Genomic DNA, 18,468 nt, shown 5'->3' on the forward strand with positions numbered 1-18,468 from the left:
ATTTTCATCGCACGGAGGTTGCACGGATGGTTATCGATTGGGTACGGCAGGAATTTGAATCGTTGGACCTGGGCCACAAGCGGCGGGTGGATCGCGTTGTTAAGTTTGTCTCTCAAGCTTCCTCGATCGGCGAGTCGACACCGGACCGTGTTCGTTCCAAAGCTGACTTGAAGGGAATTTATCGCTTAGCCAACAACCCCAAGGTAGACGTGGATCAAATCTTCGACGCACATCATCAGGCCGCTCGAAAGCGATGCGGCGAGCACAAACGGGTCTTTCTGGATCAGGACTCGTCCGAGTTCGATCTGACCAAGCCAAAGCAGCAGGTCAGCGGGGCAGGACCGCTTTCGGGCGGCAAACGTTTTGGCTTTTTCTACCATCCGCTCTACGCCGTTGCTGCCCCAGGCATCCCCTTGGGAGTGGTCGACCAAGTTCTTTGGACTCGTGATGCGACGTCATTGGAAGTGCCAGCCAAGGAGCGCAAAGCCGAACGGCAGCGACGCTGTTTTGAAGAAAAAGAGAGCAGCCGATGGATGGAAATGATGCAAAGCGGCGAGCAAATCGCCCGCTCGATGCCGCAAACTCAGTTCATTCAGCTTTCCGACAGCGAATCGGACATTGGCGAATTGCTGGCCGAGGCGGCGGAGTTTCCAGAGAACTATGGATTCATCATTCGTCAGTGCCGGACTCAGAAGATCGTCGCCGCCGTCGATGCGGTCACCGGTTCGCCGATTGATGATGTCACGACAATTGAAGAGACGCTTTCAAAGGTCGCTTGGCGTGGAGAGAAAACGGTTTCGATCGGTGGCCGAGACGCTCCGGTGCTTCCAGATGATAAGAAACGAGCTCGGAAACAGGCACGTATTTCACGCGAAGCGCTGGTGCAATTTCGCAGCGTGCGCGTCAAAGTTGCCGGAACCGGGCGGTCCAGCACTGGCAAGTTGACCGACACTTGGATCAATGTGGTGGAGTCGCTCGAGGTGGATCCGCCAATCGGTGAAGCCCCGATTAACTGGATGCTTCTGACAACCCTGCCGGTCAGTTCGGCGGAAGAAATTGACGAGGTTTTGACCGGCTACTGTTTTCGTTGGCTAGTGGAGTTGTACTTCAAAACACTTAAAAGTGGGCTTCACATCGAAGACATGAAGTACGAAACATTGGAGCGTTATATACGAGCGTTTTCGATGCTCACGGTCGTCGCTTGGAGAGTGGAGTACCTCAAGGGCGCCACACGTCATGACGGACAGTCGCCCTGCACGGTCTACTTTAGCGAAGACGAATGGATGGCGATCATGATATTTCTAACTAAACGCCCGGTCGATCCGAAGTCTCCACCAACGATGGAAGCGTTCGGAAAATCGATCGCCATCCTAGGCGGCTACATCGACAAAAAATCGCAGGGTCCTGCCGGCTCAAGAACTCTCTGGCGAGGGATGAACCGTTTCTCGACCATCGTTGAAGCGTTCGTTGCATTCAAGCAAATGAGTTTTGGGGTATAAAAAGGCGTCCCAGCCTGTCATACATTCCGAGTAGCGAAAGTCGCGAAGACTTTCGGCCACACTGGCTGCCACCGAAACTCTTGGCGAGTTTCGCTACGAAAAATTTATTTGCGAAGACAGGCTGGAAGCCTATCCCACATTCTAACGTTGGTAGATGGGCAGGTAGCCGCGATCTAATTGCAACATGATCAAGTTGCATGCGGTCACGTAGACCGGGTGAATCTGGCCTTCCCAGTAACCGTCCGGTCGCTGCTCGCTGACGATGCGGTCGTACAAACGATCACGGAACGTTGTCCACAACTCGTCGCCTTGGCGATAAACCACTTGGCTGTAGTACAAATACGTGTAATGCCAATGGCCAAACGCTCGAGTGGAATCACTGATGTCATGCAGTGACTCCTTCGCATACGCCAGCATCTCGGGAACATGCTCGCTGTCGTAATCACCGGCGTTGTACAGTGCGGCCAATGCGGCGGCAGTAATCGCTGGTCGGCTGCTTCCTTTCTGGCGGCTGCTATAGCTGATGCCGCCATCGGGGTTTTTGCACTCGTAAATGTATTCCTTCGCTTTCGTGATCACTTCGGCGCTGACGGGAATCCCTGCGTTGCGGCAACCACGAAGCCCTTGCACCTGAGTGATCGTGGTCGAGCCTTCGTCAAAATCGTTCCCTTCGCGAGCCGAGACGTAGCCCCAACCACCCGCAGCCGTTTGGGCATTCCCGCTGAATTCAACCGCTTTGCTCAACACTTCGACCAATTCTTCACGGCGATCAAGCAGCCCTTCTTCGCCCAGCACTTGCGACAAAAACAACATCGAGAATCCGTGGCCGTAGGTGTAACGTGGATCCGACTGGGGATCGCCGATCAAACCATTGTCACGGCTCTTGCTGATCAAATAATCGGCCGCTCTGGCGATCTCTTTCGCGTACGGTCCCTGAGTCGTCGTCGATCCGCTGCCGATCATCGCCGTCCCGGCCAACGCCGCAAGCGCCGTTGGATAGGCCTGGGTGTTCCATTGGCCACGCGAGGACTGCGTGCGGCTAAGCCAATTGAGCCCCTTGGTAATCGTGTCGTTCCAGCGAGGATCGCGTGCGGCGTACGCGGTCCGCGAACTCGCCGCCGTCGCTCCGGCAACCGACAAAACCGCAGCGGTACGAATCCAGTCTCGGCGTGATGATTTTTGCGTCATAAGAATGTCGGTGACGTTTTGAAGGGACAAACAGGAACGAATTCGAGAAACGGCGGGTGGCTTGCCGCTCATGTCCTTCATTCTAGCGATTCGGCTCGCGGCGACGAACCGCAACCTCGATTATTCGTAAAAACGGGGGCGAGGTGTCCGCCGAAAGTCTTGGCGACTTTCGCTACGGGAATGGGGGATTTTTAGGAGGGCAGGGGTACGACGAGCTGGTGTAGGCCACGTTTTTGCTGGCATACGGGGCAGAAAAAGGTGCTCCGCTGGGCCTGGACCATTCGCCGAATCACGCCGTCGTAACAGCGTGGACAGGGCTGGCCAGCCCGCGCGTAGACCTGATGATGAGCCTGGTAGCCACCTTCGCCATTAAGCGCGTTGCGGTAGGTCCCATCCCCCAAAGTGCTGCCCTCGTACCGAATCGCTTCCTGCAACACGTGCCGCATCGCGGACTCAATTCGCTGCCACTGAGCCATTGTCAGCCGATCACAGCGAGTACGAGGGTCAATGCCAGCGAGAAAAAGCAGCTCTGCCGCATACAAGTTGCCCACTCCCGCCACCACGGCTTGATCCAACAACGCGACTTTGATCGCGCGTTGGCTCTTCCCCAGCTTCGCTTTCAACTGTTCCGCCGTGATCGTTAGCGCATCGACCCCGAGCTTGGCGTCGACGAGCGTTTCGACCTGCTTGGGCGTCAACAACCGTACCGTTCCCAGACCGCGGCGATCCCAAAACAACAACTGGTCCCCCGCAGGCCCGGTCAACGTGATTCGCAGCCGCAGATGCTCCAACGTCGGTGGATCCGCCAACAACACCAAACCGGTCATGCGAGGTTCAATCACAACCGTTTGTGCATCTTCGATTCGCAGCATCACGCGTTTGCCGCGACGATTGACGTCGACAATATGCTTTCCGCGAAGCCGACGATCGAAGGCATCGATTCGCGGCGTCATCAAAATCGGCTTACGTTCGCAGGGCGGCCGAATCACGGCATCAATCCGGCTGCCGACAATCGGCAACACCCCCCGGCGCATGGTTTCGACTTCGGGTAGTTCAGGCACAGATTCTCTTTTGGCACGTGATCGCTGCATTGACCATCGATTGACCTCGGGCGACAATCTTAACGAAAACTGATTGCTATTTTGAGAGCCCCCGTTCAGAGATCCTGTTTAGAGACCCAATATGAGCCTGGAAGAAGCCGCAGCCCCTCACGCCACCGCGTCGGTTCCTGATAATCGCGGGCGTTTTGGTGATTTTGGCGGACGCTTTGTTCCTGAAACGCTGACCCGAGCGTTGGATCAACTCGCCGAAGAGTACGACAAAGCCAAGAAAGACCCCGAGTTCCAACGGGAATTGGCGTCGCTGCTAAAGACCTTCGTGGGTCGCCCCAGCCCCCTCTATCACGCTAAACGACTGACCGACTTGGCCGGCGGTGCCCAAATTTGGCTCAAACGAGAAGACCTAAATCATACGGGTGCCCACAAAATCAACAACACGATCGGGCAAGCCTTGCTGACCCTTCGCATGGGCAAAACCCGAGTGATCGCCGAAACCGGAGCGGGCCAGCATGGCGTCGCCAGCGCCACGGCATGTGCCCATTTTGGTTTGCCGTGCACCGTCTATATGGGCAGCGAAGATATTCGTCGGCAAAAACCGAACGTGTTCAGCATGAAGCTGCTCGGCGCCGAAATTTGTCCTGTCGAAAGTGGTTCCAAAACCCTTCGTGACGCCGTCAACGAAGCGATGCGAGATTGGATGGCTTCGGTCGAAAACACGCACTACATCATCGGCAGCGTAATCGGACCGCACCCCTTCCCGATGATGGTTCGCGATTTCCAATCGGTGATCGGTCGCGAAACTCGCGAACAGTGCCGCGATTCGTTTGAGCGACTTCCCGATTGTGTCGTCGCCTGTGTCGGCGGTGGCAGCAACGCGGCCGGTATGTTCTATCCATTCGTCGAAGACGATAGCGTCCGCATGGTCGGCGTCGAAGCCGGCGGACGCGGCACCGCGCCCGGCGACCACGCATCCCCGTTGACTTATGGCAGCCCAGGTGTCTTGCACGGCAGCTTCAGCTACGTGATGCAAGACGAAGACGGCCAAACGTGCGACGTTCATTCGATGAGCGCCGGTTTGGATTACCCCGGCGTCGGTCCCGAGCACAGTTATTGGAAAGACACCAAACGTGTCGACTACCTGGAATGCACGGACGATGCAGCGATGAAGGCGTTCGATCAATTGGCACGCACTGAAGGGATCATCGCGGCACTGGAATCAAGTCATGCAGTCGCTCGGGCGATGACGTTGGCAGCGGAGATGAAACCCGACCAACATCTCGTCGTCTGTCTGTCCGGACGCGGTGACAAAGACGCCATGGAAATCGCCCGTCTCCGTGGCGAAACCTGGTAACCCGCTCCATCCCTTCTGACTCTCAGCGAGATTCCTGATGTTAAAACTAACCTGGCTATCCCACGCTAGCTGGTTGATTGAAACCGACGAAAATCGCATCCTGTTGGATCCCTTTTTCGGCGACAATCCCGCAGCCAAATCGACGATCGATGATCACCGTGATATCAGCCATATTTTGGTTTCCCATGGTCACTTTGATCATGTTGCCGATGTCGCTGCGATTGCCAATCGTGACAACAGTACCGTGGTGGCGATTTTCGAGATCGCCCAGTGGTTTGCTGAAAAACAGCAAGTGCAATCAACCGTAGGCATGAATTTGGGTGGCAAGACTCAGCTGCCATTCGGCACCGTCAAGATGGTTCCGGCACTGCATAGCAGTCAATTGCCCGACGGATCCTACGGCGGAAATCCGGCAGGCTTCGTTCTCGAAATCGATGGCAAACGAATCTACTTTGCCTGTGACACTGCCTTGTTTTCAGACATGCGGTTGTTCGCACATCAAGTCGATGTCGCGGTGTTGCCGATCGGGGACCTGTTCACGATGGGGATCGACGACAGCATCGAAGCCACTAATTTGATCGAGCCGAAATGCGTGCTGCCGACTCACTACAACACATGGCCTCCGATTGAACAAGACGCCGAAGCGTGGGCGAAACGCGTCAGCAGCGAAACCGATGCGATCCCAGTCGTGCTGAGCGTGGGCGAGAGCTTTACGGTTTAGTGTTTGGTTCAGGACAATAAATTAGGGTCGAGCGTAGCGGAAGTCGTCAAGACTTTCGTTGTCCGGGATGACCGAAACTCTTGACGGATTGTTGAGTTTATTGAAATGCCATTGCCCCTTGTGAGCCGAGGGCCGTAAGGCACCGGGTCATTCGCGCGCCCCCAACCGCTCACGTGCAACCGGCTCATGAAATCAACATGCCGTCGACGCGTTCCACTTGCGACCAGAAAAACGCAAAGATCGCGGAGCGATCAGCGACATTATTCTGAGGGAGCTTCTTTCTCGCGAACTTGGACGTCATCACCAACCACTTTGACTTCAAAGCAATCGACTTTCACTCGCGGGTTGTCCTCCCATGTTCCGTCGTGAATACAGAAACGCCAAGCGTGCCAGGGGCAGGTCACGGCGTCGGTCTCGGGATCGACATGACCTTCGGCCAGCGAGGCGCCCATGTGGGGACAAAGGTCGTCGATCGCGTACCACTCCTCGCCCTTGCGAAAGACCGCGACCATGCGGCCGTCCACTGGAACCGCTCGTCCAACGCCTTCTTCAAAATCACTGACCTTGCCCACCGTTTCAAAATCGCTCACGCAAATATCCTTCTCTTTTGTTATGTTTTTAGATTGAGCCCAATAATTAGTTTGAGCTCGATCAATAGCTTACCGATACGGCATCTACTTTAACGATGAAGCAGCGTTCACCCTACCTGACCACGATTGGAATTCAGCGACTATGATTAATCAACAGCGCCGCCGATTACTAGAGTCCCGGGTTTGGCCGCATGTTCAAACGCCGGCCCAATATGTCGGGGGGGAACGAAATATTGTCGTCAAGGATCATCGGCAATTACGAGGCCGATTGTGTCTGGGGTTTCCCGATGCTTACACGATCGGAATGAGCCATCATGGGCTGCAAGTCCTGTATTCATTGATGAATCGCCGCGATGATTGGTGTGCCGAACGGGTATTCACGCCGTGGCCGGATATGGAGGCGCTGCTGCGAAAGCACGAAATCCCACTCTATTCGCTCGAAACGTTTACCTCGCTTGCCGATTTTGACGTGATCGGGCTGAGTCTACAGTACGAAATCAGCGCGCCCAACGTGCTGACGATGATCGATTTGGGCGGCATTCCGCTCGAATCAGTCGATCGCACGATGGCCGTTCCGCTGTTGGTCGCTGGGGGACCCTGTTGCCAAAACCCCGAACCGATGGCCGATTACTTCGATGTCATGATCATGGGCGACGGCGAACCGGCACTGCCCGAGATCTGCGATCTATGGATTGAATTGCGTGAGCGTTATCGCCGCGACGATGGCACATTTGCCGGCGGTTCCGAAGGCCGCTCGCAGCGTAAACAAGCAGTTGCCGAAATCGCACAAAAACTTGCTTACGCCTATGTCCCGCGGTTCTACCAGCCCGAATACGAAAACAATCGTATCGTCTCGCTGTCCCGCACTCGCGATGACGTCCCCGCGACGATTGCCCCCAGCGTGATCAGCGATCTCGATGGCATCCCGCTGCCGACGTCGCCGATCGTGCCTTACATCGAATGCGTGCACGACCGAATCGCAATCGAGATCATGCGTGGGTGTCCCCATCTTTGCAGGTTCTGTCAAAGCACCGTGATCAAACGTCCTTTGCGAATCCGCGAAGTCGATACGATTGTCGACGCTGCGATCGAGAGCTATCGCAACACCGGCTACAACGAGATCAGCGTGCTGTCGCTTTCCAGTAGCGACTACCCGCACTTTGCATCACTGATCCATCGGTTGCACGAGGTGTTTCGGCCGCTTGGCGTGAACATCAGCGTACCCAGTTTACGAGTGAACGATCAACTTCGCACGTTGCCTCAATTGATTGGCAATGATCGCCGCAGTTCGCTAACGCTAGCACCCGAGGTGGCACGTGACGACATGCGGGAACAGATCCGCAAGAAGATCAAGAACAGCGATCTGATCGAAGGCTGCCGCGTTGCGTTCCAGAACAATTACGACGCTGTGAAGTTGTACTTCATGTGCGGTTTGCCTGGCGAACGCCCCGTGGATCTGGACGGCATCGTCGACTTGGCCGAAGAAATCGCGACAGTGGGCAAACAGGTCAAAGGCCGCTACCCCCGCGTGACCGCGTCGGTTTCCAACTTTGTTCCCAAGGCTCATACGCCCTACCAGTGGAACGGGATGCAGCGACGCGAGTATTTCAAATGGGCTCACAAATACTTGTGGCACCGCCGCAAAATTCGCAGCGTGAACATCAAGTGTCACGACATCGAAACCAGCCTGCTCGAAGGAGTGCTCAGCCGAGGCGATCGCCGCACCGGGAAAGTCGTCCGTTTGGCGTGGGAGCGTGGTGCTCGCATGGACGGATGGACCGAATACCTCGATCCCGAGCGTTGGTGGTCCGCGATCGAAGATGCGGGATTGGACGTCGAGCGGCAAGTCCATGACAAGTACGAATTGATGGACAAATTGCCGTGGGATCACGTCAACGTCAAATTCGGCCGTGCGTATTTAGAGAAAGAGCAGGGCAGGGCAACGGTGCAGTTGGCCGCCATGGCCGACGCCACGTAGTGACGATAAATCTTTTAGGGGTAGATCGATTGCTTGGACTGCTCAAAGTTTGAAGTTGACAAAGGATTTCAGGGGCAAGTTTTTGTTCCGGCAAATTCCTCCGTTACCTCGCCCCGATGAAGATATTGTTGACGAAGTGTGTGTCTTGGCCGCCGTACTGTTACCTCTCTCAAACGCAGTTTGGGAGAGGTCGAGCAGAGCCTTTAGCGATGCTCGGGTGAGGGCGACCGAGCAAGTGGAGGCCCGTTACAAGCTCAGTTGCGCGGTCGGCCCTCACCCAAACGAGGCCTAAAGGGCCCGTTCGACCTCTCCCAGCTTCGCCGGGAGAGGTGACAGAACACTAGCGCAACCCAAAATCACAACAATACCAAAGTTTTAGCAGTCCAGAACAAACACTCCGGTGCCCTAACCGCACTACGGCGAAATCCGCTCGATTTGCAAGTCCTTGAACTGCACCACATCGTTAAGATCCCATTGCTGTACCGCAGAACAAATCACCACCATTGTGTGAACGTCCTCCGGAACAGTGACCTTTGCATGAATCGCTCGCCACGATTCGGGTGAACCATCCTCGGGAAACGCGACGACGTTGTTCGAGTTTGATTCCAACCACTTGCCATCAGCCGTTTTGAACTGGACCGCCAGACTCGTGAGAGCACGACCCGTTTGCTGGACGCGAACCGAAATGCGGAATTGCTCATTGGGCTGGACCGTCACCGTCGCCAAACCCGCTCCCTCTGCGGCACCACGGATCCTGACGCTATCTTCGGTTACGTTAACGTCACCAGAAGGCGTGTCCGCCATCGGTCCATCACCCAACCAAGTCGACCACTCGACCGAAACGTCATTTCGCGTCGCACCCCGATGATCCGGTAATGACAATGGCTGCAGCTCCGCAACCGGCCGAGTTCCTGTTGCCTCAACCACTTGGCTCAGTACGACGTCACAGCCTGGAATCAAGGTCCGCCACTCGGGATAGACATCTTTGCTGTGCCACAGTGCCGTATCGCCTGGCTCAGGCCACCAGCGTCCATGTTCACCATAAATCCATACCAACCCGTCGCCATAGTCGATCGCCGCTGCGAGATTGCGGCGGAATAGCGTCAATCGATCGGGGTTCTCAGGCTCGAGCGTATAACGCCCTGCCAGTTCTGGATGAATCGCATCCATGTAGATAGGGAAAGCGACCTTCAATTGCCTCGCATACTTGTCACGATTCTCAGGCGACACCAACTGCACACCGCGGCGGCGAACATCATCGGCCTCTTGGGCAAAATCGTTCGCCGACTTGTGCCAATACGCATACTCACACCCATCGTAGAGTGTCACGCTTGGTGGCAACACATCGAGCCAACCATCCAAAAACGCAGGCAGCAACCCATACGAGTGCCCCGCCAAACACCAAGCTTCATCCGAGCGACCGACCGGAGAGGGGCCACGATAGCGGTGATCACGAATCAGGTAGCTCATTAAAAAGTAACTTACCAATTCGACCTCGGGAAACTCGGCGGTGACTGCCGTCATCACTTCGCGTCCTCGTTTTCGGGTCGCGGCGCGATACTCTTCGAACGGATGGTCGATGGCGGCTTCTTGCCGCGCATATTGAAATTGGCGAAACGGTTCGCTGTACGGTTCTGGGTCAAACAACAAACCTCGTAATTTACCGCGTTTGGCGATCCGTGCTGCGACCCGCCAATGTTCGACAATCGCAGCCCAGCCCTCGTCGTCCAGCCAATCGACGTCGCCTGGGTTCGCTTTGACGAGCAGATAAGCGGAGCTCATCTTGCCGACATCAGCATTCCGCAGCGAATCGACGCCAGCGCCAAACGTCAGCGACGACCAATCATCGCGACTGTGCGCGGACCAAAACGGATGAGGCATCCCCTGGTCGGGGCGAATATCAAGGACGGCCCCGCTAAATACAGATGATTGCATCTGGGCGGCATCACGAGCAAATTGATTCGTCGTCGGCGCATTCCAACCGCAGGTGATAATACGTGGCGGATCGGCAAGCAAAATTGACGCACCTAGGCATCCCCAAAGACAGCACCCAATGCGAAAAAGAGGCGTTTGTGTTAACATCGTTTTCCGATTTCACGCGAGTTTGGAAGACGGTCATCGCAAGATGGACCGCATCGGACAAGGCTAATTTAGCCCATCGCGCGAACCAATACTCACAATTACCCCAATCTCACTACGAAAGAAGTTAACGGATGAGCGTCGAAAATGAACTAATGGAGCGATCGGGATCCAAGTGCGAATTATGCGGGTCCAGTGAAGGGCTCGTCGTTCATCCCGTGGACTCTGGCAACGACAACGATGCCGAGAAATGCGTCATGTCATGCAGCGAATGCCACACCCAGCTTGATAACGCAGAGTCGGTCGATGCGAATCACTGGCGGTGTTTGAACGACAGCATGTGGAGCCAAGTACCCGCGGTTCAAGTGCTGGCTTACCGGATGCTGCATCAACTCCGCAGCGAGGGTTGGCCGCAAGAACTGCTTGAGACGCTTTACCTGGACGAGGAAACGAAAGCGTGGGCTGAAGCTGGAATCGTCAGCAATGATGACTCCGAACCGCCAACACTGGACAGCAACGGCACGCAACTTTCCGACGGCGACAACGTCACGTTGATCAAAGACCTGGTGGTCAAAGGCGCTGGATTCACCGCGAAACGAGGCACGGTGGTCAAGAGCATCTCGTTGACATCGAACCCCGAACACATCGAAGGTCGCGTTAACGGAACCCAAATCGTGCTCGTCGCCAACTTCCTCAAAAAGGCAAACTAGAGGGAAGTGGCCGTAGCGAAAGTCGCAGAGACTTTCGGTCATTCCTAGCGACGGGATCTGATAGCCGTTTGGACGTTTACGCTACAAACCTTGAACCGTGGGCCGTAAGGCACCGGGTAATACATGGGATGAACCGCTCACGCGCGAGCGGCTCACTTATTCAACAGCGAGCTAGTTCGACTGTCCCATTTCGTGAGCCGAACGCGCTATTGTCGGGCCGCCGCTCGGTAAATCGAGGATAGAAAGAGGCCCGCGTCTAGCGCCGTCGGCTCAGAGGGCCTCTCCCGAACATTGCCGAAGTCTCCGCTGGACCCATCGTGCGACAACGTTGCGACCAAAGTTGTTATGATGAAATTTGTGCTCGAAGCACATGCAGTGGTGGACCAAGTTTGATGTCGTTTCCATGGGTGAGTTCTGCTTGCGAATTGGACCGGCATCCCACGCGAGGTTACCTCGCGGGCTTTTAGTATCGATGCATGGTTTGCACGAGCTGACATCCGACTGCCGTCGGATAATGGCTCGCGCGTCCGCTCGGACCGGTTGGTGCCTGCGATGTGCTTCGAGCCATCTTGTTTCGTGACCGTGTCCCGAAATTCACTTTCGCCACTCATGAATTCTTAGGATGATGGCAGTGAATCCGAAACAGCAAGTCTCACGGCAATGCTTGGCGGAATTCCTCGCTCGCGATCTTGCGTCACGCTATCTGGTCGATCGCGAGTTGATTTTAGCGCGTCTTCGATTCATCACGTCGCATCGGGCCAAGTGGATCGAACAACTTGCTGACGCCATTCACTCTCGCTATGGAAGAGTCGGGCACGCGAGCCGGATGGAACTTCGGTTTTGGTTGTCCGATCATCCGGCGCTAAAACGAGGTTTTGGTGGCTCTAGAAAATTAGCAGTCGACGAGTCGGTTTTCCAAATTTTTTCGCATCCCGAGTACCGCTGGGAGGTCCCGCATGCGCAAAACGAAACGCAATTGTGCGATCTGCTGTGCTTGAGATCGCCTCAAATTCTCCACTGGCTCGAAACACCCCACATTCGACGTGACACCAAAGTTGACCATTATCAACGTCGTCTGCTTCGCACGTCGGGCGGTCGCAGTCGATGGATCGAACAGCCACGTCCGGTATTGAAACGCGTGCAGCGACTGATCGCCACTGAAATTTTGTCCCAAATACCGCTGCATGACGCGGCTCACGCCTATCGCCCAGGCCGCTCGGTGCGATCGTGTGCTAGTCCCCATGTCGGCAAACGTGTTGTCTTGAAGATGGACTTAGAAAATTTCTTTGGCAGGATACCGTTACGCCGAGTCGCTGCCTTGTTCCGCCATGTTGGTTACCCACGTCCGGTCGCTCTATCGCTGGCTCGAATTTGCACCGCGCCCGCGATCCTGTCCCCCGACTCGGACAATGAACCGCATCTCCGTAGCACGCGTCTGCCAATCGGCGGACCGTCATCGCCTGGGATTGCCAATGCGATCGCTTTCCAACTTGACCGTCGCTTGGCCGGTTTGTCTCGCAGTCTTGACGTCCGCTACACTCGCTACGCCGATGACCTGATTTTCAGCGGAAATCAGACATTCGCGGCACGAGTCGATCGGTTTGCAACGACCGTCGCGGTGATCGCAATGGAAGAAGGCTTTCAAGTTCAATATCGCAAGACAAGAGCGATGTTTTCAGGGGACCGACAAAGAGTCTTGGGGTTGAACGTGAACGAGCGACTCAATACAGACCGCAAGCAGTACGAGCAACTCAAGGCGATCCTGACCAACTGCATTCGACACGGTTGGCGATCACAGAATCGCGATTCACTGTCCGCGTTTCGCGAACACTTGCAAGGCCGCATCGGCTACATCGGACAAACCAACGCTGCTCGATACAAAAAGCTGACGCAACTATTTGCTCAGATCGACTGGTCTTAGCGAGAACCCAACTCGAAGCGTTCCCTGAAGACAAGGAGATTGGAAGGGCGGTACGGTGCGAGCATGGCAATCGCGACTTGAGCATGATATTTTTTGCCTTTATGTTTCTGTCCTATCTCTTATCTAACACGAAAGCGTGTTTCACCCGAATGCTCCTTGAAACCTAAAACAACTGATACGTTAAAAGATCGAAGGTTAGAAAATGGGGGATCGATACGATTAGATTGATGACATGGCTGGATATTTTTTAACCTTCCATTTTTTCCACCTTCAGCAGACGAAAAAAAGAAAACGGGCTCACCTAGGGCAGATTCGACAATATGCATCATTCCCTTTGATTATTAAGACGTGCCTAGCACCATTCAGGGTGAAGGCAAGCAGGAATTTGTCCCTTGCTTGTCCTGCGTGTTTTCCCGTCCAATCAGAAAATTGATGATTTCCCCCATTTCAGTGAGAAAAAGCGAGTTGCCCGGTGACATCTGTATGTGAGGCGAGATGCAAGGACAAATTTTCCCGCCTTTGCTGAAATTTAGCTATTAGGTGATTCTGCCGCCCCCGTCATTGAACGTTCAGTGACCAAACATCGACACTGACAATACACCGATTGTGAATAGAGCGTACGAAAACAGAGTGGTCCAAGAAGGTGAATTCAATTGACGCAACGTACCTGCAGCAACTGATCGATGTTCAAGGTTCGGCACTCAAGCTATACGCTAGGCAGTGGTGTCGCGCACCTGAGGATGCGGTGCAAGAAGCATTGATTGAGCTAGTAAAACAAACCATGCTTCCGAATGATCCCGTCGCGTGGCTGTACACCACCGTACGACGTCGAGCGATCAATTTGGAACGCGCGGACTCACGACGCCGCAAGCACCAAACTGAAGCGGGCCAAGAACAGGAATCGTGGTTCATCCCCGCGGAAAACGATTACGACGATGCAGCTGATTGCGAAAGGATGCTAACCCAATTGCCGGAGCAAGATCGTGAGATCGTCGTCGCTCGAATCTGGGGCGACCTTTCGTTCGCACAAATCGCGGAGCTAGTGTCGCTTCCGCTCAGCACCGTTTATCGTCGTTACCAGCAGGCACTGCTGACACTAAAACAGTCGATCGATCAAACACAGAATCCCGAGGTCAATGATGGATCAAAACAACCACAATCATGATGCTGTACGCGGCGATGTACGGTCGCTCGAGCAACAACTGAAGGAATTTCGGCCACGTCCGGTAGGATTTGATGCTGACGCCATTTTCAATGGGATCGCCGGGTCCAATGATCCTGTCGTTCGTTCGTCAAACACACGACGTCGAAATCGATTTAGTTTAGCAACCGCGTCCGCATGCGGATTTGCCGCTGGCGTGCTAGTGACGTTTGGGATTCTAAACCATGATGATTCATCAGCCACCACAAACCCAGAACTGGCGGTGCTCCCCCAGGAACATCTCGTCCATCAAGATTCAAGCACCCAACCAACGCTGTCAACCTCATCATTTGATTTAGCGATCCGCGTGCCGTTGACAGCAGGAAACTTGGGGGCGCGTTTAAGGTTGCCTGAACGCGAGCCAGTGATGTCGTTCCAATCAAGCGAACACGCAATCGCGATGATGGACAGTGGAACGCTCGCGAGCAGCGCGACTCCTAATGTCGAGCAACTGATCAAGGAACTACTCGGCATACGACCGTAAGGTTGTCGTTGGTCGCTCCGTCAATTTCGTCCTCTTCCCGAGCTATTGTGATGCCCCAATCTTTCCAACTTTCATTCCGACTGATTCTATTGCCATTCGCTTGTCTTTTCTGCGTGCAATCAAATGCTGATCAGTCCGCTGCGAAATCAAAAATAACAGTGGACGGATGGTCGCACCAAGAAACCGATGAATCCGACATCGTCATCATGACAAAACAGCTCGTCATGCATCCGGCTGCGGAACCCCAGCCAGCAATGAAATATCGGCTGATTCCAAGCAGCTTCGATGCAATGCCTGGAAACGCAGCCCTGTATTACATGAAAGCCGCTGGATTTTTCGAACAACAATCCAGTCGTCATTCTCTCTGGGAATTCTTCTTTAACGCTGACAAACAAGCCAAAGCTGAAGGTAAAACGCGAGAAGTGATGAGACCGTATGTATGGCTTTCGACGGCACCTAACGATTTGCCGATCGATGACGTCAAAGCGTACTTGGAATTCACGAGTTTTCAGATGGGATTTCTTCAGGAAGCCGCCAGCCGTCGGCATTTTGATCTGAATCGAAACATCAAGCTGATCGATGATGACATGTTCGGCTACCTGCTGCCGGAGATTCAAAACTTTCGTGAAGTGGCTCGAAACCAAAGCCTTCGCTGCCGCGTCGCAATTGCGGAAGGCCGCGTGGACGATGCGATTGAAATACTGGGGCAACAGTTCGCAATGGCTCGGCACATTGGCAGCGACGACTTTCTAGTTTCCGGTCTGGTCGGAAATTCGATCGCGTCAATTGCTTGGAACGACGCTCTCTATCTATTGCAACACGCCCAAACACCAAATCTTTACTGGGCGTTCGCCGCGATGCCAACGCCGCTAATCGATATGGAACAAGCCTTTGACGTGGAACGTGAGTTAATGCACTTGCAGCTAAAGCTGCTTGCAGAGATTAATGAAACGCCTCGCTCCGAAGGCTACTGGCAAGACTACATCGATCGCTTGCTCCCAAAACTGAGGTCGTTGGAGGTCGAATTCAATCTTCCCACCGGAGACCCCGTCGCGATTCGCGCTACAATCGAGAAATTCATCAAGGATGCCTACCCCAGCGCCAAAACGTACTTGATAGACCAGCAGAAACTGCAGTCCGAGCAAGTTGAAAAATACCCAACCGAGCAGGTGGTGTTCTTGGCAATGGTGCGCTTTCTGGATCGATGGCGAGACGAATATTACAAATGGACGACGCTGCCCTATTGGCAAATTCGCACGAACCCAGCTTTTGTCGAGATTGATAAAAGGATGCAAACCGAGGCAGAGGCGGCAGGCTTATTTGCCAAACCGGTCCTATCCTTGTCGCCGTTGCTTTCAGTGGCTGCGAAAAATTCGCAAGCGGGCTGCGAACGCAACATCGCGATGCTGCGAACGATCGAAGCGATTCGGATGTACGCTGCCGCACATGACTCAAAATTACCGCCATCGCTCGAGGCACTCGACGTGCCCGCAGGAGTCGATCCATTCACCGGGAAATTGCTTCAGTACGAACGAAATGACGACCATGCCGTGCTGAAAGGCTTTCCTGTACCTGGAATGCAACATCAATTGATCCTACGGATGGCTGAATAAGGTTAGCGCCGGAGATGGAAATAGCTCGGAGCAATGCGCTTTCACGCTCCGTTGCCCTGATGACCTCCATTTCCTATTGGATTTTCGTCATCGTTTCCGGTGTCCATTGTCCCACCAGCATCCGTCGTATTCGCATCTCCGACGGCCGCTGGGTACCCCGACGGGAACACTTCGTAAGGCGGAGCGACGGTAGAGGGTGAGGGCTCACTGGAAAACACTTGGCCGACCGATCCATCGCATGGAGATGAAGGCATCACTTGCCACGTCGGTACAGGATGCGAAGGATACGGCACGCCGCAATTGGAGACGCGTGGATGCCATACCCTGGGATGATAAATGACTCGTGAGGGACAGCGATTGACAGGGTTGCATCGGAACAATCGACAGCGTTGGAACAGACCTCCTGCGGAACAAGCCGAGGGTGCACTTACAATGAACAAGCAGATGGCTAACGCGGTGGCAATGACTTGACGACTCATGGTATTGCTCCTTGCACAACCCGATTGGGTTGGGGAGGTATGTCCGAAACGTTCACTTTCCAATGCTCGGCGTCGGCTTCATCACTATTGAACCCAAACATTGCGTTAATATTTATCGCGGTGCCCGGTTTTCCAGCGAGTAGAAAGTCCGCCGTGCCATCGGATGATTCGCCAGAATGAAGAATCGCTGTTCCACCGCCTCCTTCTTGAAGCAGCATTTTGGCTCCAGCGGGTGTCGTTACGATTCTTTGGTCATTCCATTTCGGCTTGTAGTAGCACCCCTGACTGAGAACGTCCCTCCACTTGAGCTTACCGGTACGTTGCTTGAGGTCGATCACCTCACCTGACGCCATCTCGGGAACATCTGACAACGATGCATGCACCACCGTATAAGAAACTTCGACGGGTTTGAGACTGTCATTTTCAAATGCATAGGCAAAGATGACACGATAAACACGATCATCTCCAGACCCCGTGTTTCCCAAATCGACAAATTTCAATGAATGTGTGGGTTTAAGACGCGTACTCGCGGCAACGCCGAGTTCGATGTTATCCAGTTGCTTGCGAATACGTTTCTCCGTAGCTTCGAAGCTGATGTAGAGAAAAACCGTCCACAGACCAATCGCAATCGTAGCCACCAATTGGAAGAGCGCAACAACAGTCTCCAACCGCTTCTTTCTCGGTGGCGGGGATTTACGTCTCGGGATCATTTTTGCGGATGAGTGGACAGCCATAGACTCGTTGCTCCTACCGTCAGTAGATGCAACACAGCAGCATTAATCATTCTCACTTGTTCAACAATAATTTTATCCGCCTGCCGTGGTGCACCCAGTGTACGAGAGTTACGTCTGCCTGCGCTGTCTTTCGATGAATCCTAGTCAGTGCCAATTAGTGTGCCGTCGACTGAGCTTTTCCTTTTACGATCCGAATCCTTCTAAAGCTTATACTGCTAAAAAAGCAACGCCCACGGTAGACAGTTGGTAGTCAACTGGAACGATTGTCCAGGCAAGAACCAAAACGAAGGACCTTAGCTCCGACTCGACAAACCGCAATGTTTCGCTTGTCCATCAAGACATTGCACCGCGTTCGCATTGTCTCAGCTCGCAGTGGATCGAAAAAAACAAATGACGCAAAATTGGAGCAAGGAAAATCGGAGCGACGGTGAGATGGCATGGTTGCGATTCACGTCCGCGAGTGTCCGCTTCCTAACTGGCTTGCCCCGGGGGAATCCACGAATCGAAACGTTGTGACCGCCGGCAAGCATACGACGATTTCAAGAAGCGATGACATCCAGTTTCTCGCGCACAAGACGGTTTCACACCATTGCACCCCCCTGATTCTTAATCGTAATCTTACTCTTAATCCTAATCTTCTCCGGTCGGTTCCCGTCCAACGCAGCTGCGCAGGCGAGATTAAGATTAGGAGTATGATTAAGATTAAGAGTTGCTTGTTCAAGAGCTGGAAAGTCTTCCCAGCTGAGTCATTGTTAGCCTCCCAAACGAAACGGCTCGTTGCTTAGACGTCTTCGCAGGCGTCGTTGACCTCAACACGGTTGTTCCACGGGCTTATGCTTGGGAGAGACGGTTTGTTGGGCGG

General features: G+C 54.1%; 15 protein-coding genes. 9 read left to right on the forward strand and 6 right to left on the reverse strand.

Translation table 11 applies throughout. The annotated features are described in order from the left end of the window. Positions 1–26 precede the first annotated feature (26 nt). Complete coding sequence (locus SH528x_RS33000; protein ID WP_442506501.1) at positions 27–1,499, forward strand: IS4 family transposase; 1,473 nt, start codon at positions 27–29, stop codon at positions 1,497–1,499. A 141-nt stretch (positions 1,500–1,640) separates the two neighbouring features. Here the strand turns inward: SH528x_RS33000 and SH528x_RS33005 are convergent, their stop codons facing one another. Next, a complete protein-coding gene (locus tag SH528x_RS33005; RefSeq protein ID WP_442512224.1) occupies positions 1,641–2,687 on the reverse strand; it encodes a prenyltransferase/squalene oxidase repeat-containing protein in 1,047 nt (348 codons plus the stop codon). Between the two features lie 191 nt (positions 2,688–2,878). After that, positions 2,879–3,748 (reverse strand): bifunctional DNA-formamidopyrimidine glycosylase/DNA-(apurinic or apyrimidinic site) lyase, encoded by an 870-nt coding sequence (gene mutM, locus SH528x_RS33010; protein WP_442507671.1) that lies wholly within the window; start codon positions 3,746–3,748, stop codon positions 2,879–2,881. A gap of 121 nt (positions 3,749–3,869) precedes the next feature. Between mutM and trpB the strand changes: the two genes are divergently transcribed. Beyond that, entirely contained in the window at positions 3,870–5,096 is a 1,227-nt protein-coding gene (gene trpB, locus SH528x_RS33015) for a tryptophan synthase subunit beta (RefSeq protein WP_442507672.1), read from the forward strand. Between the two features lie 37 nt (positions 5,097–5,133). After that, complete coding sequence (locus SH528x_RS33020; RefSeq protein ID WP_442507673.1) at positions 5,134–5,817, forward strand: metal-dependent hydrolase; 684 nt, start codon at positions 5,134–5,136, stop codon at positions 5,815–5,817. Positions 5,818–6,077: 260 nt separating this feature from the next. Here SH528x_RS33020 and SH528x_RS33025 read toward each other — a convergent pair whose 3' ends face one another. Further along, complete coding sequence (locus tag SH528x_RS33025) at positions 6,078–6,407, reverse strand: Rieske (2Fe-2S) protein (protein WP_442507674.1); 330 nt, start codon at positions 6,405–6,407, stop codon at positions 6,078–6,080. A gap of 142 nt (positions 6,408–6,549) precedes the next feature. Here SH528x_RS33025 and SH528x_RS33030 point away from each other — a divergent pair, with 142 nt between their 5' ends. Then, a complete protein-coding gene (locus SH528x_RS33030; protein WP_442507675.1) occupies positions 6,550–8,385 on the forward strand; it encodes a TIGR03960 family B12-binding radical SAM protein in 1,836 nt (611 codons plus the stop codon). Positions 8,386–8,799: 414 nt separating this feature from the next. Here SH528x_RS33030 and SH528x_RS33035 read toward each other — a convergent pair whose 3' ends face one another. Continuing rightward, on the reverse strand, positions 8,800–10,320 hold the full coding sequence (locus SH528x_RS33035; protein WP_442507676.1) for a hypothetical protein: 1,521 nt from the start codon (positions 10,318–10,320) through the stop codon (positions 8,800–8,802). 278 nt (positions 10,321–10,598) lie between these two features. Between SH528x_RS33035 and SH528x_RS33040 the strand changes: the two genes are divergently transcribed. From SH528x_RS33040 to SH528x_RS33060, 5 genes are all read left to right on the forward strand, one after another. Continuing rightward, on the forward strand, positions 10,599–11,174 hold the full coding sequence (locus tag SH528x_RS33040) for a PhnA domain-containing protein (RefSeq protein WP_442507677.1): 576 nt from the start codon (positions 10,599–10,601) through the stop codon (positions 11,172–11,174). 631 nt (positions 11,175–11,805) lie between these two features. After that, positions 11,806–13,095, forward strand: a complete 1,290-nt coding sequence (locus tag SH528x_RS33045) for a reverse transcriptase family protein (protein WP_442507678.1) — start codon at positions 11,806–11,808, stop codon at positions 13,093–13,095. 643 nt (positions 13,096–13,738) lie between these two features. Then, positions 13,739–14,260 carry an RNA polymerase sigma factor gene (locus SH528x_RS33050; RefSeq protein ID WP_442507679.1) on the forward strand — a complete coding sequence of 174 codons (522 nt, stop codon included), beginning with the start codon at positions 13,739–13,741 and terminating at the stop codon, positions 14,258–14,260. After that, complete coding sequence (locus SH528x_RS33055) at positions 14,232–14,780, forward strand: hypothetical protein (RefSeq protein WP_442507680.1); 549 nt, start codon at positions 14,232–14,234, stop codon at positions 14,778–14,780. Before SH528x_RS33050 ends, SH528x_RS33055 begins: the two co-directional genes overlap by 29 nt. Before the next feature lie 50 nt (positions 14,781–14,830). Then, on the forward strand, positions 14,831–16,393 hold the full coding sequence (locus SH528x_RS33060) for a hypothetical protein (protein ID WP_442507681.1): 1,563 nt from the start codon (positions 14,831–14,833) through the stop codon (positions 16,391–16,393). 41 nt (positions 16,394–16,434) lie between these two features. On the opposite strand, the gene SH528x_RS33065 is transcribed toward SH528x_RS33060, so the two are convergent. After that, positions 16,435–16,872 carry a hypothetical protein gene (locus SH528x_RS33065; protein WP_442507682.1) on the reverse strand — a complete coding sequence of 146 codons (438 nt, stop codon included), beginning with the start codon at positions 16,870–16,872 and terminating at the stop codon, positions 16,435–16,437. Beyond that, the gene (locus SH528x_RS33070; protein WP_442507683.1) at positions 16,869–17,540 is read right to left on the reverse strand and encodes a hypothetical protein; all 672 of its coding nucleotides are present in this window, start codon (positions 17,538–17,540) and stop codon (positions 16,869–16,871) included. Before SH528x_RS33070 ends, SH528x_RS33065 begins: the two co-directional genes overlap by 4 nt. Between the last annotated feature and the right edge of the window lie 928 nt (positions 17,541–18,468).

This window comes from Novipirellula methanifontis (assembly GCF_052161655.1).
In the GTDB taxonomy this organism is placed as follows: Bacteria; Planctomycetota; Planctomycetia; order Pirellulales; family Pirellulaceae; genus Novipirellula.

Bases quoted from the DNA above. Each gene is read 5' to 3' on its own strand.
- SH528x_RS33000 (WP_442506501.1), top strand. From the start codon at position 27: ATGGTTATCGATTGGGTACGGCAGGAATTTGAATCGTTGGACCTGGGC.
- SH528x_RS33005 (WP_442512224.1), bottom strand. From the start codon at position 2,687: ATGACGCAAAAATCATCACGCCGAGACTGGATTCGTACCGCTGCGGTT.
- trpB (WP_442507672.1), top strand. From the start codon at position 3,870: ATGAGCCTGGAAGAAGCCGCAGCCCCTCACGCCACCGCGTCGGTTCCT.
- SH528x_RS33020 (WP_442507673.1), top strand. From the start codon at position 5,134: ATGTTAAAACTAACCTGGCTATCCCACGCTAGCTGGTTGATTGAAACC.
- SH528x_RS33030 (WP_442507675.1), top strand. From the start codon at position 6,550: ATGATTAATCAACAGCGCCGCCGATTACTAGAGTCCCGGGTTTGGCCG.
- SH528x_RS33035 (WP_442507676.1), bottom strand. From the start codon at position 10,320: ATGCAATCATCTGTATTTAGCGGGGCCGTCCTTGATATTCGCCCCGAC.
- SH528x_RS33040 (WP_442507677.1), top strand. From the start codon at position 10,599: ATGAGCGTCGAAAATGAACTAATGGAGCGATCGGGATCCAAGTGCGAA.
- SH528x_RS33055 (WP_442507680.1), top strand. From the start codon at position 14,232: ATGATGGATCAAAACAACCACAATCATGATGCTGTACGCGGCGATGTA.
- SH528x_RS33060 (WP_442507681.1), top strand. From the start codon at position 14,831: ATGCCCCAATCTTTCCAACTTTCATTCCGACTGATTCTATTGCCATTC.
- SH528x_RS33065 (WP_442507682.1), bottom strand. From the start codon at position 16,872: ATGAGTCGTCAAGTCATTGCCACCGCGTTAGCCATCTGCTTGTTCATT.